Source organism: Microbacterium sp. NPDC089188 (genome assembly GCF_040685155.1).
GTDB classification, from domain to species: domain Bacteria; phylum Actinomycetota; class Actinomycetes; order Actinomycetales; family Microbacteriaceae; genus Microbacterium; species Microbacterium galbum.
In genome coordinates, this window is record NZ_JBFBHH010000001.1 from 870,626 (window position 1) to 889,674 (window position 19,049).

Genomic DNA, 19,049 nt, shown 5'->3' on the forward strand with positions numbered 1-19,049 from the left:
ACCCAGAAGCAAGGCCGACCTCTCCAGATGCGTCCGCATGCACGAACCGCGAACCGCTACTGTGGCTGCGAAGCCCGCCCCGCGCGGGTGGACAGGGGGCGGACATGGATGCGGACCGGCACGTGTGGGGGCACACGCTCGTGAACGGGTCCGCGCGCCGGGTGGAGTCGCTGCATCCCTCCTTCGTGGTGCGGCATCCCACCCTGTCGGGATGGATCTGGCTCGGCGTCGCGGTGGTGCTGCTCGTGGTCTGCGAGATCTGGGTGGAAGACGAGACCGCCGGCGTCGTCCTCTCGCTGCTCGGCGCCCTGCCGTCGCTCGGCGCGACGCTGCTGGTGCTCGCGCAGACGCCGCGCACGCATCTCGCGTACGAGGAGTCCATCCTCGGTCACTTCTTCGCGCGGTTCTTCGCGGTCCTCGGCGCGCTGATCCTGTGGGTCGGCTCCGTCGTCCTCGGCGCGGCGGTCGCGGTGCAGCTGGCCGAGGACACCGGGGCCGATCCCGAGAAAGCGTGGGTCGAGGCCTTCGAGATCTTCGGTGCGGTCGTGCCGTTCATCGTCGCGATGCTCTGGGCCGTGCTCGTCTTCCGCTGCGTCGGTTACATCGCGCGCCTGCGCGGGTGGGCGGGCGTACCCGAGCGCCATCGGATCCCCGACGAGTTCCTCACCGAGCTGCCGCACACCCGGCGCGTCGTCATCGGGCTCGCGCACCCCTCGCTCCTGTTGGTCGCGGGAGTGCTGAGCATCGTGGTCGCCCTCTTCGCGGCGGCCGAGGTCGCATCGAGCGGCATCGCCTGACGCGCGGCGCGCAGGTGTCGCGGCGGGACGAGCGGTCGCGACCACCTCAGTCGGGCAGACGGGCCGCGATGAACCGCAGGGCCTCTGCGCCCGCCGTGAAGGACTCCTCTTGTTCGCGTCGTACATGGTCGGGCAGGTCGGGCTCCGCCAGGATCCCGCGCGTCACGCGCTGCCCGCCCGCGAGGATCTCCACCAAGAACTCCTCGTCCCCATCCGCCAGCGACACCGGCAATTCCGCGTCGTCGAGCGGCCACCCGCTGGGAGCGAGGGGGCCGGGATGCCGCGCGGCCGCCGCGCTGCCGGCAGCTTGAAGCCGTTCCGTGCGGGCCGCGATGACCGGGTCGCCGCCGACGCGTTCGACGGAGCCGGCGTTGCCGAGCTCGGCGTAGACGGTGTGCCAGACGGGCATCGGGAAGCTCAGCTCGTGGGTCGGCTCCGAGGTGTCGACGAGCGGGTCTTCGACCTCCTGGTCGAACGCGATCGAACCGACCGTGTCGTCGCCGACGGTGTCGAGGGCGACCCAGTGGCCGTCGGTCTTGTCGTGGTAGCCGATCTCCCCCGAGGGCGACACCTGCATCGAGGGGCCGCCGGGGCGCGGAACGAAGGGGGTCTCGGTGGCGATGTACGCAGAGGGGGACGGTGGAGGGGTTTCGGGCCGTGCCCCCAGGAGCACGCGCGTCAGAGCGGCTCCCGAGTCGAGGAGCTCGTCGAGGGCCGCCGTCAGATCGTCATCGGTCGGTGCCTCCTCGCCCCGGACGGCGGCGCGGAGCACGGTGCCGCGCAGCAGCTCCTTTGCGAACGAGCCCGTCGTGCCCTGCGCGCGGTCGGCTGCGGCCTCGATCGCCTCCGCCGACAGCGGCAGACCCTGGGCGTAGCGACGGAACAGTCGGCGTCGGTCGGCGTCGTCGGGGAGCGGGATCTCGACGCCGAGGTCGACGCGACCCGGTCGGGCGGCGAGAGCCTCCTCGAGGATCTGCACGTGATTGGTGGTCATGACGAAGGCGATGTCGGCATCCGGTTCCAACCCGTCCAGGGCGTCGAGCACGTCGAAGAGCACGGGCTCGGGCGAGAAGCCGCGATCGGCCGCCACCAGGTCGATGTCTTCGAGCACGACGAGGGCGGGGGCGAAGGTGCGCGCGATCTCGGCCGCCGCGGTGATGAAGCGGATGCTCGATCCGGTGAGCACGACGGCCGTCGTCTCCGGCGTGCGGGCGAGCAGGTGGCGCACCGTGAGCGTCTTGCCGGTGCCGGGAGGACCGTAGAGCAGGACGCCGCGCTTGAGGTGCTGTCCGGCGGAGCGCAGGGCCTCGCGGTGGTCGCCGATACCCACGACGTGATCGACGATCCGCTGCAGAACCCCCTCGCCGAGCACGATGTCGTCGGCGCCGACCTCGGGGCGGGGCAGGAAGGTGGCCCCGGCCTCGTGCCCGTACTCGGTCGGCACGAACGACAGCACGTGGCCGCGCAGCACGCTGCGCTCGATCATCAATCGTCGGATCTCCACGAGCGCCGCCGCCGTGGCATCCGGGTCCGCGCCGATCACTTCGAGCTGGGGCTGCGACGGCATCGACCGCGGGTTCGCCGAGCGCTGCACGATCGCGAGCGGGTGACCGTCGAAGGCGAGCAGCCGCACGCCGAACGAGACGACCCGCCGCTGGGCGGTGGCGCTCACGTCGCGCGACTCGTACGACACCGGTCCGGGAGCGAAGTGCGAGTAGGGGCCCGCGAACAGCTCGGATGCCGACACGTGCAACCGCTGCTCGCCCCCGGTCACGCCGATGAGGCGTCCGCCGCCGCGTTCGGTGAGCTCATCCAGGGCGATGTCGGCGTCGACGTAGCGGTGCGCCGACAGGGTCTCGGTGGTGACCGGGAGTGTGGTGACGTCCACGCCGAGATGAGCGCTCAGCTCCTCGCCGAGCGGGGTGCGCTCACCTGCTCTGTCGTCGGCGACGACGCGGTTCACGGTCTCGAAGTAGCGGCTCATGGCGCGCATGAGTGCGCGGTCGTCGTCGTCGAGCATGGTCCCCCCGGTCGGCTCACGGTGACCCCAGACTGCCGGGCCGACGTGAGTCGGGCAACCTCCGGCCTGCCACGGGTCGACCGCAGCGGGCGTCCGGGAGACAATGGACGCAGTGATGTCCCCCGATCCCGAGCTCTCTCCCCGCCGCGCCGCGCGCGCGGAGGCCGAGCGACTCGCGACGGCGGCTGTATCGGTGGCCCCGGCGCCCATCACCCGACGCCAGTTGCGGGAAGCGGCGACCGGTGCCCTCGCGCTCCCGGCGCGGCCCGACGAACCGGCCGCGACGCCGCGGGGCGCGACGAGAGGTCGGCTCCCCGACCTCTTCGCCCCCCTGCCGCTCCGGCGCCGGCGGCGCCTCGCGCTCGTCGCCGGGGCGGCGGTCGCGGTGCTGGTGGGTGCCGTGGTGGTGGGGGCCGCGACGCTCGGGCGCAGCGCGGATGCCGAGGGCTCGGCCGCGGCGGACGCCTCCGTCGTGTCGGCTGCGGTCGCCGGTCCCCCCGCCGTCCCCGACGACGGGCTGCCGGTTCCGCAGGTCGCCGCCGTCGCCGCGACCGCCACCCCGTGCGACGACCCGGCCTTCACCACTGCCCTCTCGCAGGGCGACGACACCGCCGCGATAGCCGCTGCGGGCGGTGGGGCGGCGTTCCGCTCCGCGGTGGCATCCGGACTCGCCCCCTGCGTCTCGCTCAGCGACCCGGATCGTGAGTGGCTCGTCGTCAACAAGCAGCGCCCGCTCGATCCGCTCGACTACTACCCGGGCGACCTCGTCATGCCGTCGAACGTGCGCGCTCTGGAGCAGTCGGCCCTGCGCGCCGCTCCCGCCGAAGCCCTCAGCGCGATGGTCCGCGCGGCCTCCGACGCGGGGGTGGGTGAGATCGGTTATCTGAGCGCCTTCCGCTCCTACTCCACGCAGCAGTCCACGTATGCCGGTCGCGTCGCCGTGGGCGGCGTGGCCGAGGCCGATCGCGAGAGCGCACGCCCGGGGTTCAGCGAGCACCAGACCGGAAAGGCCGTCGACATCGTGCCGTGCAACGGCTCTTGCGCGACGCTCGACGACGTGGCGGCGTCGGCGCAGGGCGCCTGGGTGCGGGAGCATGCCTGGGAGTTCGGCTTCATCACGCGCTATGCCGAGGGACGCGAGGATGTCAGCGGCTACGAGCCCGAGGCCTGGCACCTGCGTTTCATCGGGCCGGAGCTCGCCCAGGCGTACCACGACGGCGGATACACCACCCTCGAGGAGTTCTTCGGGCTCCCGGCGGCGCCGACGTACTGAGCGTCGGGCAGGCGGCGTCCCGACGCTACGAAGATGCACGCGGCTCCGCCGTCCCGCCCCCTGCGCACGGCCTCCGTCGAGCGGGCCGTCAGACCCGGCGTCGTCGCGCGGTAAGGCGCACCCCGGGCAGGGACGGCGCGGGGATGCGCTCGGGCCCGTGGTCGACGACCTCGCCGAACCGGGAAGAGCGGGCCTCCCACGCCTCGCGTGCCTCGGCGATCTCGTCGTGCGAGCGGCCGACGAAGTTCCACCACATCACGATGTCGGCCTCGAAGGGCTCCCCGCCCAGCAGGAAGACCCGGGCGCCCTCGTCGCTGCGCAGCTCCAGGTGGTCGCGTCCGGTGCCGAGGTAGACCAGCCGCGTGTGATCGACGGATGCCGTCGACCCGGGCTCGATCGCGGGCGCCGGTCGTCTCGAGGCGTCGGCGTCGACGGCATCCACCCCCGTCGTCGCTTCGGCGGCGCCGACCATGCCGGAGACGGCGTACTCCCACGTGGGGTCCAGGGGGATCCGCACGGTGGCACCGGCGGCCAGGCGCAGCTCCGCGCCGACGATCGGCGTGTGCACGGTCGCCGGCGACGAGATTCCGCCCAGTTCGCCCATCACGACGACCGCGTCGGATCCGTCGCCCAGGTCGAGCACGGGCAGGTCTTCGTGGCGCTCGAAGGCGGGGGCGCCGTGCCGACGCGACTCGGGCAGGGCCACCCACAGCTGCAGCGCGTCGAGAGGGATCGGTCCCTCGCCCACCGAGTACTCCGAGTGCGCGATGCCCGCGCCGCTGGTCATGAGGTTCAGGACGCCGGGCCGCACGACGACGTCGCTGCCCACGGCATCCCGGTGCCGCACCTCGCCCACGATCGGCCAGGTGACCGTCTGCAGGCCGATGTGGGGGTGCGGTTCGACGCGCATGAGGGTCTGCTGCGGACCGAACCGGTCGAGGAAGCACCACGCGCCGACCATCGGCAGCGAGCGGTGCGGGAGGGTGCGATGCACCTCCATGCCGCGCACGCCGCCCAGCGGCACCTCGCGCGCCTCGACCACGAGCGCGCGCGGCCCGTCGCACTCGACCGGGCCCTCCGCCTCGGGCGGGGCGACGTCGAGGCGGGTCACGACGCCTCGTCGGCGCCCTCGGGCCACTCGACCGAGAGGCCATCGACGTCGTGCTCGCCGAGGTAGTGCGCGACGAACGGGCACGAGGGGATGACGGTGTCGCCGCGGCGCGCGAGGTCGGACAGTGCCTCGCCGGCGAGCTTCGAGCCGAGACCCTTCCCCTTGAAGGCCGGGTCGATCTCGGTGTGGGGGAGCTCGACGCGGTCACCGGCGGGCTCGAACTCCAGGAACCCCCCGAGCTCGTCTCCGACGTGGATCTCGTAGCGGTGCGCCTCGTCGTTGCGGGTCACGGTCAGTTCGTCGGCCATGGGGTCTCCTGTCGTCGGTGCTCACAGCAACGTATGCGCTGGCATGGATGTTCCGCCATCCCTGGACACGCCGCGCCGCTCGTCGCACCGTTCGCGCCGCTCACCGCACGATCGACGGATGCCGCGGGCGTCGGGGCACGGCATCCGCTTAGTGTCGGCGAGTCCGCAGCGCCGCGAACAGGAGGCATCATGAGCGCATCCGTCGACGACGACGTCGTCACCGACCCGAACCTTCCGCCCGTCGCGGTCCCGCCCGACAAGCTCGAGAGCCGGTGGACCCCCGCGAAGATCGCCCTGTGGATCGGGATCGCCCTGCTGGGCGGCCTCGGCTGGACGATGCTCGCGATCGTGCGCGGGGAGACCGTCAATGCGATCTGGTTCGTGTTCGCCGCCGTCTGCACGTACCTCATCGGCTACCGCTTCTACTCGAAGGTCATCGAGCGCTACATCACGCGCCCCGACGACCGCCGCGCGACCCCCGCCGAGCGGAAGGCCGACGGCAAGGACTTCGTCCCCACCGACCGCCGCGTGCTCTACGGCCACCACTTCGCCGCCATCGCGGGCGCCGGTCCCCTCGTCGGCCCCGTGCTCGCGGCCCAGATGGGCTACCTCCCGGGCACGATCTGGATCATCGTCGGCGTGATCCTCGCCGGTGCGGTGCAGGACTACCTCGTGCTGTTCTTCTCGATGCGCCGGGGCGGCCGCACGATCGGCCAGATGGCCCGCGACGAGCTCGGGAAGATCGGCGGGACCGCCGCGATCCTCGCGAGCCTGCTCATCATGCTGATCATCGTCGCGATCCTCGCTCTCGTCGTCGTGAACGCCCTCGGCGAGAGCCCGTGGGGCGTGTTCAGCGTGTCGATGACGATCCCGATCGCGCTGTTCATGGGCCTGTACCTGCGCTACATCCGCCCGGGCCGCATCACCGAGATCTCGATCATCGGCTTCGTGCTCCTCATCGGGGCGATCGTCGCCGGCGGCTGGGTGGCCTCGACCGAGTGGGGCTACGCGGCCTTCCACCTCGACCGCTCCGTCATCGCGTGGGGCATCATCATCTACGGCTTCGTCGCCGCGGTGCTGCCGGTCTGGCTGCTGCTCGCTCCCCGCGACTACCTCTCCACCTTCATGAAGGTCGGCGTGATCGTGATGCTCGCCGGCGCCATCGTGCTCGTGCGCCCCGAGATCTCGGTCCCCGCGTTCAGCGAGTTCGCCGGTGGCCAGACGGGCCCGGTGTTCAGCGGCCCGATCTTCCCGTTCCTCTTCGTCACGATCGCCTGCGGCGCGCTGAGCGGTTTCCACGCCCTCATCGCCTCGGGAACGACCCCGAAGCTCGTCGAGAAGGAGCGCCAGACGCGCTTCATCGGCTACGGCGGAATGCTCATGGAGTCGTTCGTCGCGATCATGGCGCTCGTCGCCGCCCTCTCGATCGACCGCGGCATCTACTTCGCCATGAATTCCTCGCCCGCCGCCACCCTCGGCACCGTCGAGGGCGCCGTCGCCTTCGTGAACGGACTGGGCCTGGCCGGGGTGAACCTCACGCCCGACATGCTCACCTCCACCGCCGCAGCGGTGGGTGAGACCTCGATCGTCTCGCGCACGGGCGGCGCCCCGACCCTCGCGCTCGGCCTCGCGCACATCATGCAGCAGGCCCTCGGCGGTCAGGCGATGATGGCCTTCTGGTACCACTTCGCCATCATGTTCGAGGCGCTGTTCATCCTCACGGCGGTGGATGCCGGAACCCGCGTGGCCCGCTTCATGCTCCAGGACTCGATCGGCACCGTCATCCCGAAGTTCAAGGACCTCTCGTGGCGGCCCGGAGTCTGGATCTGCACCGCGATCATGGTCGCGGGCTGGGGCTCGATCCTCATCCTCGGCGTGACCGATCCGCTCGGCGGCATCAACACGTTCTTCCCGCTGTTCGGCATCGCCAACCAGTTGCTCGCCGCGATCGCGCTCGCCGTGGTGCTCGCGATCGTCGCCAAGCGCGGCCGCTCGTACTTCCGCTGGTTGTGGATCGTGGCCGTGCCGCTGGCGTTCGCCGCGGTCGTGACGATCACGGCATCCATGTACAAGATCTTCTCGCCGGTCCCGGCGGTCGGGTACTGGGCCAACCACTTCGCGTTCCGCGGGGCGCTGGCCGAGGGCAAGACCGAGTTCGGCACCGCCAAGAGCGTCGCCGCCATGGAGACCGTCGTCCGCAACACCTTCGTGCAGGGCGTGCTGTCGGTGATCTTCGTCACGCTCGCGATCGTCGTGATCGTCATGGCCGTGATCGTGACGGCGAAGGCTCTGCGCGCCGGGGGAGGGGAGAACCTCGAAGACGCGCCGGTTCCGTCGCGTCGCTTCGCCGCGGCGGGCTTCCTCGCCACGAAGGAGGAGCGCGCCATCGAGAAGCAGTGGGAGGCCCTCCCGGCCGACCACCCCGACCGTCCGACCGCGTCGTCGCACCACTGAGGCCGTCGATCATGGATCGCACGGATGCCACGGCCCCTGGCCCCCGCGAGAGCATGGGCACCCGCTTCGCGCGGGTGGGCCGTGGCATCCGGTGGTACGTGACGACCCTCATGGGCGATCGCGCTTACGACGTCTACGTGCGTCACCTCCGAGCGCACCACCCTCAGGCGCAGCCGATCACGGAGCGGCAGTTCTGGCGTCAGCGATCCGACGAGCAGGACCGCAACCCCGGCGCCCGCTGCTGCTGAGTAGGCTGCCAGGATGCTCGACGCACCGTTGCTCGCGGGCGCCGTCGGTGTCGTGGTCGGCGCGGTCCTGACCCTGGCCCTCGTGTCGGCCCGGCGCTTCGCGCGCGGCTCACGCGATCTCGGCAGCGACGTCGACCGCGCCACGCACCGCACCCTGCACGTCGCTGCAGCCGCCGCGGCGGCGCTGCGCGGCGGCCGCGACGAGCCCGACGCCGAGCGTGCGGCCACGCACCTGCGCGCGCTGCTCGGAGCGGATGCCGTGGCGATCGTCGAATCGGGGGCCGACCGGGTGGCGCTCGACGGATCCGAGGCGCTGGCGACCTCCGCGCGCCGCATCGCCGCACGGGTGTACGACACGGGACGTCGGCAGGTGTTCTCCGAGGAGGGCGGGTCGGCGGTGGGCGCGCCCATCGTCGTCGACGGACGGGTGTGGGGAGCGGTCGTCGCGTTCGCCGACCAGGCGCGAGGCCCGCTCGTGCGCGCGACCGGTGACGTCGCCGACTGGTGCGCGGCCCAGATCGAGCTCGCCGGCCTCGACGCGTCGCGGGCGGCGTTGGCCGAGGCGGAACTGCGGGCGCTGCGCGCGCAGATCAGCCCGCACTTCATCTACAACGCCCTGACCGCGATCGCGTCGTTCATCTCGACCGACCCGCCGCGGGCGCGCGATCTCGTGCTCGAGTTCGCCGACTTCACGCGGTACTCGTTCCGTCGGCAGGGGGAGTTCACGACGCTGTCGGAGGAACTGCGCAGCATCCACTCCTACCTGGAACTGGAACGGGCGCGCTTCGGCGAGCGGCTCACCGTGCGGCTGCGCATCGCCCCCGAGACCCTGGCGACCGTCATCCCGTTCCTCTCCGTGCAGCCCCTCGTCGAGAACGCCGTTCGGCACGGGCTCGAACCCGGTGAGGGCGGAGGAGTGCTCACCGTGACCTCGATCGACGACGGCACGCACACCGAGGTGATCGTCGACGACGACGGGGTGGGGATGGATCCGCACGAGCTGGCGGCGCTGCTCGACCTCGACGCGCCGTCGACGCACGTGGGGCTGCGCAACGTCGACGCGCGTCTGCGCCAGCTGTACGGGCCCGCCGGCGGCCTCGTGGTCGAGACGAACGTCGGCTCGGGCACCTCGGTGCGTCTGCGCGTGCCCAAATCGCAGCCGCTGCACGAGACGGCGCACGCGTGAGCGTCGAGGTGCTCGTCGCCGACGACGAGGCTCCGGCGCTGCGCGAGCTCGCGGCGCTGCTGTCAGCCGACCCCCGCGTCGACGTGGTGCACACGGCGAGCGGCGGCGCGGAGGCGCTGCAGGTGCTCGAGCGGGGAGGAGTGGCGGTGGCCTTCCTCGACATCCACATGCCCGGGATCTCCGGATTCGACCTCGCGCGAGCCCTCGCGGGGCTGCGCGTGCGCCCGGCGGTGGTGTTCGTCACAGCCGATGACTCCGGAGCGGTGCGGGCCTTCGACCTCGAAGCGGTGGATTACGTGCTCAAGCCCGTCCGCGTGGAACGGCTGTCCCGCGCGCTCGGGCGAGCCCTCGCGACCGGGGTGGGCGCCGATGCGGCGGACGACGAGACGATCCCCGTCACGGTGGGCTCCGCGACGCGGTGGGTGCGACGGGCCGAGGTGCGCTGGGTGCAGGCCAACGGCGATTACTCGCGGCTGTACACCCCGACCGGCGATCACCTGGTGCGCGTGACCCTCTCGGAGCTCGCCGACCGCTGGGCCGACGCGGGTTTCGTGCGCGTGCACCGGTCGTACCTCGTCCATCGCGACGCGGTGCGGGAGGTACGTCTGTCGGGAACGGCCCCCACGGTCCTGCTGGGCGACATCGAGCTCCCCGTCAGCCGCCGCCTCGTCGCGGCCGTGCGGGAGGCGATGCGGCGATGAGGGCGCAACCGGTCGCGGAGGAGCGACGGGAACGGCGGATGCCATGAGTCCGGACCCCCGTCCGTTGCCGCGCGTGCGGGTCACGGCATCCACCGCCGGTCGTGTCGCCCGGCCGCTCACGCGCGGGTTCGCGCTCCCGGGGCGCGTGGCCGACGAGGCCGACGCGGTGTTCTCGCGCGGTCTCGTGCGCGCGCAGCTCCGCCTCGCTCTCGCGTGCGCGACGTCGTTCGTGGTGATGGCCGCGGCGCTGACGGGGGTCATCGCGGCCCTGCCCGCGCTCGGAGACCCGGTGCTGTGGGTGGTCCCCCTGTCGTGGCTGCTGCACGCCTACGGCTTCTATCCGCTGATCCTGGTGTTCGCCGTCATCTATGCGCGAGCCGCAGCGCGCAACGAACGGCGTTATCGGCAGCTCGCCGACCCCGGGGAGGCCGGATGAACCCGGTGTTCGATCTGACGGCGGTCGGTCTGCTCGTCGTGGTCACCGCGGTCCTCGGGTTCGCCGGAATCCGCACCTCGCGCACCCGCAGCGACTTCTTCGTCGCCTCGCGCAGCGTCGGGAGCGTGTGGAACGCGTCGGCCATCAGCGGCGAGTACCTGTCGGCGGGCACGTTCCTGGGACTCGCGGGGCTCGTGCTGCTCTCGGGGGCGGAGGGCTTCTGGTTCCCCATCGGCTACGCCGCCGGCTATCTGCTGGTGCTGCTGTTCGTCGCGGCTCCCCTCCGCCGCAGCGGCGCCTACACGATCCCCGACTTCGTCGAGGCGCGCCTGGAGTCCCGCACCGTCAGACGGGTCACCAGCATCGTCGTCCTCGTGATCGGGTGGCTCTACATCGTGCCGCAGCTGCACGGGGCGGCGCTCGCGCTGGGCGTCGTGGCCGACGTCCCCCCGTGGACCGGCGGGGTCGTCGTCGCGGTGCTGGTGGCGGCGATCGTCGCCGCGGGAGGGATGCGGGCGATCACCGCGGTGCAGGCGTTTCAGTACTGGCTCAAACTCACGGCGCTGCTCGTACCCGCGGTGTTCCTGCTCGCTGCCCTGTCGGGCGGCGGCCGCGACATCGACCCGGTGCAGGTCTTCCCCGTCGAGAGTGGACCGGGGGCGCTCGACGTGTACGCCACCGCGTCGCTGCTGCTGGCCCTGCTGTTGGGCACGATCGGCCTGCCGCATGTGCTCGTGCGGTTCTACACCAGCCCCGACGGGGCGTCGGCGCGGCGCACGACGGTGGTCGTCATCGTGCTCATCGGGGCGTTCTACGCGGTGTCGTCGACCATGGGGCTCATCTCTCGCGTCGTCGCCCCCGATCTCGCGCTCCCCGGGCTGGCGGACACGGTCGTGCTCGCCCTGCCCTCGCGCCTGTTCCCGGGGCTCGTCGGGGAGCTGCTCACGGCCCTGCTCGTCGCGGGCGCGTTCGCGGCGTTCCTGGCGACCTCGTCGGGGATCGTCGTCTCGCTCGCCGGGGTGGTGAGCCAGGATCTCTTCGGCGGCGGGGTCAGGTCGTTCCGTCTGTCGGCGGTGCTGTGCACCCTGGTGCCGCTCGCCGTCGCGCTGCTGACCGAGCCGGCCGGCCTGGTCGCGAGCGTCGGTCTCGTGTTCGTCTTCGCGGCGTCGACGTTGTCGCCGGTGCTGCTGCTCGGGGTGTGGTGGTCGCGCCTGACCGCGCGCGGGGCGGTCGCGGGCATGATCGTGGGCGCCGTGTCGTGCGGCGCGGCTCTGGTGGCGGGCGGGATGCTCCGCGGCGCGGGCGGGTGGGCGGTGGTGTTCGCGCAGCCCGCGGCGTGGGCGATCCCGCTCACCACCGCGGTCATCGTCGGCGTGTCGCTGAGCGACCGCGGGGGCGTGCCGGTGCGCGTGGAGCGCTACCTCGCCCGGTTGCACACGCCCGATGCGTGAGGCCCAGGGCGGATGCCGCGGGTCGGGACCGCGGCGCTCCTCAGCCGCGGGCGCGGTGGCGCCGGACGGCGGCGCGGTTCGCGCAGCGCACCGAGCAGTAGCGCTGACGGCCGTTCCGCGTGACATCGACGACGACCCGATCGCAGGGCTCCGAGGCGCACCGACCGAGGCGGTCCATTCCGCGGGTGACCAGGTGCAGTGAGGTGCCGACCGAGATGACGGCCGCGAGCACGCGCGGGAGCGCCTCGTCGCTGTCGCGGTAGTGCAGGTGCCACCCCTCGCCGTCGTGGTCGGTCAGGCGCGGGAAGGCCGCGACGGCCGCCATCTGCGCGTTCAACATCGCGGCGCGGGCCGCCGGGTCGGACTCGTCCACGACGCGTAGCCAGTCGTCGATGACCACCCGCGTCTGCGCATGGTCGTCGGATGCCACGGGGAAGCGCATCGTCATCCCCCTCTCGATCGTCCGCTCCTCGATCCCCGCGCGGTCGTCCGGCCAGTCGTTCGCGAGCGAAGCGGCGAGCAGGACCGCGTACTCCCCGTAAGGGTTGAGGTGCATAACGGCATTACATCACGCTGGTTCCATGACCGCCTCCCGAACCCGATCGGCCGCCGCTGCGGCATCCGTCCACGAACACGGCTGGATCACCGCCTCGGTGCACGCCACGAGCGTCGGTCACGTGCGCTACGTGCGCTGTGCGGGGTGCGGCGGGTGGCGCGTGGATGCCGATGTGGCGACGGCGGCGCCGCCCGCCGCCGTCTCGCGTGTCGTCGTGTGAGGCGCACGGGGCCGGCGTGCGCCGTCGCGGCGTCGGACGTCCCGCGGCGCTGTGCGGCGCCACCCGTCGGCGCCGTCCGCACGGTAGCGTCGATGAAGACCGTCGACGGAGGACGCATGGATGCCCTGACCCTGATCGCCACGATCGCGGGAGCGGTGCTGGCGATCGCGCTCGTGCTGCACGTCTGGTACGCGATCGGCCTGTCGCGCGTGCTCGCCGCGCACGGCGGCGAGCCGTGGCGTGCCTGGGTGCCGCTCGTGAACGAGGCGGAGGTCTTCCGTCTGGGCCGGCTCGACCCGGTGCGTGCCGTGCTGCTGATCGTGCCGTTCGTGAACGTCTACGGGCTCGTGCTCAAAGCGACCGCGGCGAACCGGATCGGCGAGGGCAGCGGTCGCGGGGCCGGAGCGACGGCGCTCGCGGTGGTCCTGCCGCCCGCGTGGGCCATGCTCCTCGCGCGGACCCCGCAGACGGCGGATGCCGAGGCGTCGGCTCCCGCGCAGATCACCGTTGCCGAGTCGGCCCGTGCCGACGAGGCCGACGGGCCCATCGCGGCGGTGCCGGGCATGCCGACCGCCGCAGCGACCACGGCGCCTCCGATGCCTCCCGCCGCCGGAGCCGGAGCGCGACGCGCCGCCTCGGAGCACGATGAGCCGTACGCGCTCCCCGTGCTGCCGGGGCCCCGCGAGATCGGTGCGGACGGGCCGGCGGCCGACGTCGAGCAGACCGCGTCGACGGCCCTCGACGGCGAGGTGGCGGCGACAGCGGCTCCGGCGACCGCGGCGCCTGCACCCGCCGCGCCGGTCACCGCCGCTCCCGTGACGCGGACTCCGGATGCCGGGTCGACGCCATCGGACGCCTCCACCGCAGCTCAGGCGGAGGCGGTCGACGCGCACCTCGGCGACCCGACCGGCGACCGCGTGTCGGAGACCACGGATTCCACGGCCGAACGCTCGGCCGGTCGCACTGACCTCGCCGCTCCCGTCGACGAGTCGACGCAGACCGCCCGTCCGCGTTCGCGCCGGCGGGGGGAGTGGACCGTCGCGCTCCCCGACGGTGCAGCGGTGGCGCTCACGGGTCGCACGGTGGTGCTGGGACGCAAACCCTCGAACGCCGACGAGTCGGTGCAGTACGTGGCCGTGCACGACGACAGTCGCACGATGTCAAAGGAGCACGCCCGCCTCGACTGGACCGTCACCGGCTGGACGATCACCGACCTCGACTCGACGAACGGCGTGACGCTCGTCCACGATGACGGACGCGTGGAGCGGCTGTCGGGCGGCGCCACGGCTCCGGTGCCGACCCGCTTCCGTCTCGGCGACGCCGGTCTCGAAGTGCGACCGGCGGCGGGCTGAACCCGGCGCGACAACGTCCGCGGGTCGATGCTCGCGTTTGCGGAGGCGCGCGGCCGAGCCGTCGCGTGCGCGCCGCTGTGCGATCGCGCCGTCACCCGCTGGCGCGACCGCGCCGTCGCCCGCTGGCGCGATCGCGCCGTCACCCGCTGGCGCGATCGCGCCGTCGTCCTCAGTCCGTGGCGGTGTCGTCGCCGTAGAGTCCGCGCCCGGTCGGCGCCGGACGGCGCGCGCCCGTGTCATCGCGGCGACGACTGACGAAGACCGCCATCGCGCCGATCGCGCCCAGCAGCACCAGCGCCCCCGCACCGATGCCGGTCGCCATCGTGATGGCCGCGGCATCCGGACCCGGGCCCACCGTGATGCTCACCGGGGCGGGCGTCGCCGTCGGGTCGGGTGAGGCGGACGACCGCACGAAGGGGTTCGAGGGTCCGCGCAGGCCCGATCCCGGGACGAGCACGAGGGCGTCGTAGGGCTGCACCACGCCCCATCCCGAGGTGTTGGACCGCGCGTCGGGCTGCCCGCGCACGGCGGTCACCTCGAGGCGGTACGCCCACTGGTCGGGCGTCTCGTCGGGATGCGCGGACGCGACGAGCGCGGCGGCGGCCGAGACGTATGCGGCCGCGTAGCTGGTCGCGGGGGCGTCGCCGGCCACCACGCAGTCGCCGCCCTGCGGCCACGACGAAGCGATCGCCTGGCCGGGCGCCGAGAGCTTGACGTGCGATCCGCGGATGCTCGCACTGGTCACGGCGCCCGACGTATTGGTCGCGGCGACGCCGATCGCGCCGGGGAAGCCGGCCGGGTAGCGCACGCCGTCCTTGTCGTCCTCCTCGACCGCGGCCTCCGAGTCGCGGTTGCCGGCGCTCGCCACGACGAGGCTTCCCTTCTCGCGCGCGTAGGCGACGGCGGAGGAGAGACCGCCGTCCTCGGCGGTCGTGCTCATCGAGACATTGATGATCTGCGCGCCGAGGTCCGCGGCGATCCGGATGCCGTCGGCCATGCGCGCGGTGTTGGGACCGAACCCCGCGTCCTTCAGCTGGTCCGACGTGCCGGCGAAGACGCGGATGGGGAGGATCTTGGCATCCGGGGCGAGACCCTGCACACCCGACTTGGAGATGACCTGTGCCGCGATCTGGCCGGCGATCACCGTGCCGTGGCCGTAGACGTCGGTGCGGGCGGTGGAGTCCGTGCCGTCGGGCACGAGGTTGATCCCGGGGAGCACGGAGGCGTCGAGGTGCGGGTTGGGCGCCACGCCGGAGTCGACGACGGCGACCACCACCCCCGCGCCCTTGGTGATCTCCCACGCGGCCGCGCTCTGCAGTTCGCCCAGGGCGGGGGGTGTGTCGGGAACGCGCGTCGAGGCGAGGCACGTGTCCTCCGAGGCCGAGAGCACCGGACGCGGCGCAAGCGGCGCGGCGTGGGCGGTCATGGGCACCGCGGCCGCCAGGAGGCCCGCGACGAGCGCGACCGCGCCGAGACGCGCGGCCCCGGCGCGACGGATCACTTCGCCTCCGGGGTGCGCTGCGCCGCGCTCTCGCTCAACGACGGACCCGTCGCCATCAGGGCCGTCCAGCCGTCGGGGATCGAACCGATGTCGTCGGACGAGTAGCCCAGGCGGGCGATGGTCTCGTCGTTCGCATTCGGGAGCGGGTAGGCGGTGCCCGTGGCATCCACCAGGGTCAGCACGCTGGTGTTCTGGTCGCCGCGCCCGCCGGCGCGGACGAGCGCGCCGTGGCTCGGGTCGACCCGCACGCCTGGCGAGACGGCGGTCGAGGTCGACTGCGTGGCCAGGGTCGAGACCGCCTGGCTCTCGGCGCCCTCGGCGCCCTCGAGCACGGCGCAGGGACGCTGACCGCTCGGGACCGTCTCGAAGCCCGTCGACGGCCACTGGTCGCCGATGCCCTTCGAGGCCGTCGCGAGACCGCGGATCTCGCTTCCGGTCACTTCCGTGACCTCGCCCTTCAGCGCGCTGCCACTGCCGAGCTGGTACAGCTGCCACGCGAGCGGAGACAGGGTCTCGAGCACCCCTCCGGTCTGCACGAGGAAGCGCTCGTCCTCGGGGGCGCCCGCCTGGCGGACCACCTGACCGACGCGCAGCGAGGTTCCCGAGACGCTCTCGCCGTAGTTCTTCAGGGTGATCGGGGTGAGCGCCGTGCCCGCGGTGAACAGGTCGAGCCACGACGCCGGAACGGTGACGGGGTCGAGCGCCGAGATCCCCGCGGCGCGCAGCACGGCGTCGGGATCCTCACTCGACACGGCGAAGCTCCGCTCGCCCTGGATCACGTGGAGGATGCCGTCGACCGAGACCACCACAGCCCGATCCGGCGCGGGAGTGGGGCCGGTGGAGGTCGAGACGCGCACGTCCAGCGCCGCGTCGTCGGACACGCAGGCGCTCCACCCCGTGTTGACGAGGCCGGATGCCGGCGGAAGCTCGTCGGGTGCGCCCGTGATGCCGAGGGTGTCGCCGACGGGGGTGCCCGCGAGGGTGGCCTGGTCGGTCGAGATCACGCCGTACTCGTTCGCCGGCAGCAGCAGACGCGCGCTGGCGGTGTTGATGACGGGGTGAAGGGTGCCGTCGACGGTCACGAAGCGCGCGCCGGTGTCGGAGACCAGCACGAGCTTGCCGTTCTCCCACCCGGTGGGCAGGCCCGGCCGGATGAGTCCGTAGAAGACCCCGACGAGGACGACGATGACCGTCAGCGCGATCGCGGCGATGACGGCACGCAGGGGAGCGGTCGGCTGCAGTTCCTTGCCGCCCGGGGCGCCGCTGACGAAGGCGGTGAGAAGGCGGCGGCGCGAGAAGTTCTGCGCCTCGATGAGATCGCCCTTGGTGGCCATCGCGTCAGGCCAACCCGGACGAGATCACCGCGAGCGGCAGCAGCGCCGCGAGCACGAGCAGCTCCGCGGTGTCCGCCACGCGGATGAGGCGCAGGCGGGTCTTCGGCGCGAGCAGGGTGATCGTCACGACGCTGACCGTCGCGACGAGCAGGACGACGAGGATGCCGACGCGCAGACCCGGCTGGGCGAGCGAGGCCACGACGCCGGCGACGACGAGCCCCAGGATGCCGGTGGCCATGACCGTCAGCACACCCGAGCGCGCGTAGGTCTGCCGCGAGGGGAACATCATGCCGGCGAAGGCGAGGGCGCACACGAGTGCGCCGGTGGCGTTCTGCGCCGCGACGAGGGGCGTGGCCACGATGATCGCCACGGCGAGAGCCAGGCGCAGCGCGATGAGGATGCGCTTGCCCTGCGCGACACGGGCGGCGATGTCGTCGGCGTCGATCGGCTGCGGATCGGCGAAGATCTCGACGTCGTTCTGCGGGGAGGCCACGCGGAGGCGGGTCGTGCTCATCGCGAGCCACGGGAGGGCGCCGGCGAGCGTCGCGACGATCCCGACCATGAGCGTCCACACCGTCGGGGCCGGGAAGAACGCGGCGAGCGTGCCGGTGACGCCGAGTGCGCCTCCGGCGACGAGCGGGGTGAGCTGGAGCTCGGCGCGATCGCGCGTGAGCGCCAGGGCGACGCCGGCGACGATGAAGGCCCCGCCTCCGGCGGCGGCCAGCGGCCACCCCCACATGTCGAACGAGGCGGGGATCGCGAGGAACCCCGCGACGGCGGCGAAGACGGATGCCGCCATGCCCAGGCCCTGGCCCGCTTCCCGCTGACCGAGCCGGGCGACCACGGCCGAGACGACGAGCAGCACGAGGGCGCCTCCGCCGGCCACGAGCGCCCCGAAGGGCAGGGCGCGGCCCGCCGCGAGCAGCAGGACCGCGCACACCCCGAGCAGGGCGAGGCTGACGGCCAGCGCGGTGCGGGCGTTGTCGCGGGTGGTCCACGGACGGTTCTGCTGGGCGGTGGCGTCGATGACCGCCTCGACGATGTCGTCGTAGACGCGCGGCTGCGCGACGAGACCGCCGCGGACGAGCGTAAGCACTTCGCCGTCGACGATGCCCTGCGCCGAGGCGCCGAGCGAGGGGTCGATAGTGGATCCGTCGGCGCGCTGCAGGGCGTAGCCCGCGGAGGTCATCGAGGCATCGAGCACTCCGAGCGATCGGGCGAACCCGGGCAGGAACTCGATCACGGGTACCTGGGCTGGGATCGCGATGTCGAGCCGCCGCCCCTCGCTCTGCACGGAGAGTCGCAACAGCGCTCGTGTCGCGTTCATGACGTCAGCCATCCGCGGCCCCCTCTTTCCGGACCGAAGCCCCCTGCGGTCAGACCTCGAAATCCTATCGCCGCGCGTCGCGGCGGCGGTCGAGCGCCGTGCGGTGATCCCTCACCGCCGAGCCCTCGGTGTCGATCGCCCGGCGGTGAGGGATCAGCGCAGAGCGGTCACTGGAACCGCGCGGCCGAGGCCCGGTCGGCCGAGACGTAGTCGTCGGCGATCGAGTCGGTGGCGTTCGAGATGCGCGACAGGGCGTCGCGCATCTGCTCGAGCGTGGCGCTCCACTGCTGCTGGGCGTTGTTGTAGGCCACCTGCGCGGTGCCCTCCCACCCCCCGCGCAGGCGGGCGACCTCGGCATCCAGTCCGCCGAGGGCGGCGTCGATGCGGGCGCTCTCGGAACGCAGCCGTGCAGCGGCGGCGTGCAGTGCTTCGGGGGTGACGCGTAGATCGCCCATGTCACTCTCCTCCGAGCAGCGAGCCGAGGCCCTGGATGGTGGTGCGGTGCTGCTCCTCGACCGCCTCCTGGTCGCTCGCGGTCGCCCGCAGGGCGGCGCTGAGGGTCACGAGCACGTCGTTCAGGCGCGTGGCTCCGGCCGTCCACTCGTTCACGAGCGCGTTGTACGAGCTCGCGGCGTCGCCCGACCAGTTGGCGGCGAGCTCGTCGAGCTCGGCGAGCACGCGGCGGGCGCTGTCGCTGATGTCGGCGTGCGCGCCCATCACCACTTCGGCGCCACGGACGAGCGCGCCCTCTTGGGCGGAGATGCGATCAGACAT

At 72.7% G+C, this 19,049-nt stretch carries 19 protein-coding genes; 10 read left to right on the top strand and 9 right to left on the bottom strand.

Annotated elements, in window-relative coordinates; all coding sequences use genetic code 11:
* The first annotated feature begins 104 nt into the window (after positions 1–104).
* Positions 105–797 (top strand): hypothetical protein, encoded by a 693-nt coding sequence (locus AB0N80_RS04010; protein WP_315993807.1) that lies wholly within the window; start codon positions 105–107, stop codon positions 795–797.
* 46 nt (positions 798–843) lie between these two features.
* Here AB0N80_RS04010 and AB0N80_RS04015 read toward each other — a convergent pair whose 3' ends face one another.
* Entirely contained in the window at positions 844–2,817 is a 1,974-nt protein-coding gene (locus tag AB0N80_RS04015) for an AAA family ATPase (protein WP_363577692.1), read from the bottom strand.
* A gap of 115 nt (positions 2,818–2,932) precedes the next feature.
* On the opposite strand from AB0N80_RS04015, the gene AB0N80_RS04020 reads away from it, so the two are divergent.
* The gene (locus tag AB0N80_RS04020; RefSeq protein ID WP_315993805.1) at positions 2,933–4,090 is read left to right on the top strand and encodes a M15 family metallopeptidase; all 1,158 of its coding nucleotides are present in this window, start codon (positions 2,933–2,935) and stop codon (positions 4,088–4,090) included.
* Between the two features lie 88 nt (positions 4,091–4,178).
* On the opposite strand, the gene AB0N80_RS04025 is transcribed toward AB0N80_RS04020, so the two are convergent.
* A complete protein-coding gene (locus tag AB0N80_RS04025; protein ID WP_363577694.1) occupies positions 4,179–5,201 on the bottom strand; it encodes a pirin family protein in 1,023 nt (340 codons plus the stop codon).
* Positions 5,198–5,509 carry a GNAT family N-acetyltransferase gene (locus AB0N80_RS04030; protein ID WP_315993803.1) on the bottom strand — a complete coding sequence of 104 codons (312 nt, stop codon included), beginning with the start codon at positions 5,507–5,509 and terminating at the stop codon, positions 5,198–5,200. Before AB0N80_RS04030 ends, AB0N80_RS04025 begins: the two co-directional genes overlap by 4 nt.
* Before the next feature lie 189 nt (positions 5,510–5,698).
* Here AB0N80_RS04030 and AB0N80_RS04035 point away from each other — a divergent pair, with 189 nt between their 5' ends.
* The 6 genes from AB0N80_RS04035 to AB0N80_RS04060 are packed head-to-tail and all read left to right on the top strand — an operon-like array spanning position 5,699 to position 11,985.
* Positions 5,699–7,963, top strand: coding sequence for a carbon starvation CstA family protein (locus tag AB0N80_RS04035; RefSeq protein ID WP_363577696.1), 2,265 nt, complete (start codon positions 5,699–5,701; stop codon positions 7,961–7,963).
* 11 nt (positions 7,964–7,974) lie between these two features.
* Positions 7,975–8,211: a YbdD/YjiX family protein gene (locus AB0N80_RS04040; RefSeq protein ID WP_363577698.1), complete on the top strand. Its 237-nt coding sequence runs from the start codon at positions 7,975–7,977 to the stop codon at positions 8,209–8,211.
* Positions 8,212–8,224: 13 nt separating this feature from the next.
* The gene (locus tag AB0N80_RS04045; RefSeq protein ID WP_315993800.1) at positions 8,225–9,397 is read left to right on the top strand and encodes a histidine kinase; all 1,173 of its coding nucleotides are present in this window, start codon (positions 8,225–8,227) and stop codon (positions 9,395–9,397) included.
* The gene (locus tag AB0N80_RS04050) at positions 9,394–10,098 is read left to right on the top strand and encodes a LytTR family DNA-binding domain-containing protein (protein ID WP_363387526.1); all 705 of its coding nucleotides are present in this window, start codon (positions 9,394–9,396) and stop codon (positions 10,096–10,098) included. Before AB0N80_RS04045 ends, AB0N80_RS04050 begins: the two co-directional genes overlap by 4 nt.
* A 43-nt stretch (positions 10,099–10,141) precedes the next feature.
* Positions 10,142–10,534 (top strand): heavy metal transporter, encoded by a 393-nt coding sequence (locus tag AB0N80_RS04055; protein ID WP_315993798.1) that lies wholly within the window; start codon positions 10,142–10,144, stop codon positions 10,532–10,534.
* Positions 10,531–11,985 (top strand): cation acetate symporter, encoded by a 1,455-nt coding sequence (locus tag AB0N80_RS04060; RefSeq protein ID WP_363577700.1) that lies wholly within the window; start codon positions 10,531–10,533, stop codon positions 11,983–11,985. Before AB0N80_RS04055 ends, AB0N80_RS04060 begins: the two co-directional genes overlap by 4 nt.
* A 40-nt stretch (positions 11,986–12,025) precedes the next feature.
* Here AB0N80_RS04060 and AB0N80_RS04065 read toward each other — a convergent pair whose 3' ends face one another.
* Complete coding sequence (locus AB0N80_RS04065; RefSeq protein ID WP_315993796.1) at positions 12,026–12,541, bottom strand: CGNR zinc finger domain-containing protein; 516 nt, start codon at positions 12,539–12,541, stop codon at positions 12,026–12,028.
* 25 nt (positions 12,542–12,566) lie between these two features.
* On the opposite strand from AB0N80_RS04065, the gene AB0N80_RS04070 reads away from it, so the two are divergent.
* Both AB0N80_RS04070 and AB0N80_RS04075 read left to right on the top strand, forming a co-directional pair.
* Entirely contained in the window at positions 12,567–12,761 is a 195-nt protein-coding gene (locus AB0N80_RS04070) for a hypothetical protein (RefSeq protein ID WP_315993795.1), read from the top strand.
* 92 nt (positions 12,762–12,853) lie between these two features.
* Complete coding sequence (locus tag AB0N80_RS04075; protein ID WP_363577703.1) at positions 12,854–14,113, top strand: FHA domain-containing protein; 1,260 nt, start codon at positions 12,854–12,856, stop codon at positions 14,111–14,113.
* 169 nt (positions 14,114–14,282) lie between these two features.
* On the opposite strand, the gene AB0N80_RS04080 is transcribed toward AB0N80_RS04075, so the two are convergent.
* From AB0N80_RS04080 to AB0N80_RS04100, 5 genes are all read right to left on the bottom strand, one after another.
* Positions 14,283–15,614 (bottom strand): S8 family serine peptidase, encoded by a 1,332-nt coding sequence (locus tag AB0N80_RS04080; protein ID WP_315993793.1) that lies wholly within the window; start codon positions 15,612–15,614, stop codon positions 14,283–14,285.
* Positions 15,611–16,948: a type VII secretion protein EccB gene (gene eccB, locus AB0N80_RS04085; protein ID WP_315993792.1), complete on the bottom strand. Its 1,338-nt coding sequence runs from the start codon at positions 16,946–16,948 to the stop codon at positions 15,611–15,613. The genes AB0N80_RS04080 and eccB overlap by 4 nt, the downstream gene beginning before the upstream one ends.
* A 4-nt stretch (positions 16,949–16,952) precedes the next feature.
* Entirely contained in the window at positions 16,953–18,287 is a 1,335-nt protein-coding gene (eccD, locus tag AB0N80_RS04090) for a type VII secretion integral membrane protein EccD (RefSeq protein ID WP_363577705.1), read from the bottom strand.
* Between the two features lie 155 nt (positions 18,288–18,442).
* On the bottom strand, positions 18,443–18,730 hold the full coding sequence (locus tag AB0N80_RS04095) for a WXG100 family type VII secretion target (protein ID WP_315993790.1): 288 nt from the start codon (positions 18,728–18,730) through the stop codon (positions 18,443–18,445).
* 1 nt (position 18,731) lies between these two features.
* Positions 18,732–19,049, bottom strand: coding sequence for a WXG100 family type VII secretion target (locus tag AB0N80_RS04100; protein WP_076673392.1), 318 nt, complete (start codon positions 19,047–19,049; stop codon positions 18,732–18,734).

Bases quoted from the DNA above. Each gene is read 5' to 3' on its own strand.
- AB0N80_RS04010 (WP_315993807.1), top strand. From the start codon at position 105: ATGGATGCGGACCGGCACGTGTGGGGGCACACGCTCGTGAACGGGTCC.
- AB0N80_RS04015 (WP_363577692.1), bottom strand. From the start codon at position 2,817: ATGCTCGACGACGACGACCGCGCACTCATGCGCGCCATGAGCCGCTAC.
- AB0N80_RS04020 (WP_315993805.1), top strand. From the start codon at position 2,933: ATGTCCCCCGATCCCGAGCTCTCTCCCCGCCGCGCCGCGCGCGCGGAG.
- AB0N80_RS04030 (WP_315993803.1), bottom strand. From the start codon at position 5,509: ATGGCCGACGAACTGACCGTGACCCGCAACGACGAGGCGCACCGCTAC.
- AB0N80_RS04035 (WP_363577696.1), top strand. From the start codon at position 5,699: ATGAGCGCATCCGTCGACGACGACGTCGTCACCGACCCGAACCTTCCG.
- AB0N80_RS04040 (WP_363577698.1), top strand. From the start codon at position 7,975: ATGGATCGCACGGATGCCACGGCCCCTGGCCCCCGCGAGAGCATGGGC.
- AB0N80_RS04045 (WP_315993800.1), top strand. From the start codon at position 8,225: ATGCTCGACGCACCGTTGCTCGCGGGCGCCGTCGGTGTCGTGGTCGGC.
- AB0N80_RS04055 (WP_315993798.1), top strand. From the start codon at position 10,142: ATGAGTCCGGACCCCCGTCCGTTGCCGCGCGTGCGGGTCACGGCATCC.
- AB0N80_RS04060 (WP_363577700.1), top strand. From the start codon at position 10,531: ATGAACCCGGTGTTCGATCTGACGGCGGTCGGTCTGCTCGTCGTGGTC.
- AB0N80_RS04065 (WP_315993796.1), bottom strand. From the start codon at position 12,541: ATGCACCTCAACCCTTACGGGGAGTACGCGGTCCTGCTCGCCGCTTCG.
- AB0N80_RS04070 (WP_315993795.1), top strand. From the start codon at position 12,567: ATGACCGCCTCCCGAACCCGATCGGCCGCCGCTGCGGCATCCGTCCAC.
- AB0N80_RS04075 (WP_363577703.1), top strand. From the start codon at position 12,854: ATGAAGACCGTCGACGGAGGACGCATGGATGCCCTGACCCTGATCGCC.
- eccB (WP_315993792.1), bottom strand. From the start codon at position 16,948: ATGGCCACCAAGGGCGATCTCATCGAGGCGCAGAACTTCTCGCGCCGC.
- eccD (WP_363577705.1), bottom strand. From the start codon at position 18,287: ATGGCTGACGTCATGAACGCGACACGAGCGCTGTTGCGACTCTCCGTG.
- AB0N80_RS04095 (WP_315993790.1), bottom strand. From the start codon at position 18,730: ATGGGCGATCTACGCGTCACCCCCGAAGCACTGCACGCCGCCGCTGCA.
- AB0N80_RS04100 (WP_076673392.1), bottom strand. From the start codon at position 19,049: ATGTCTGATCGCATCTCCGCCCAAGAGGGCGCGCTCGTCCGTGGCGCC.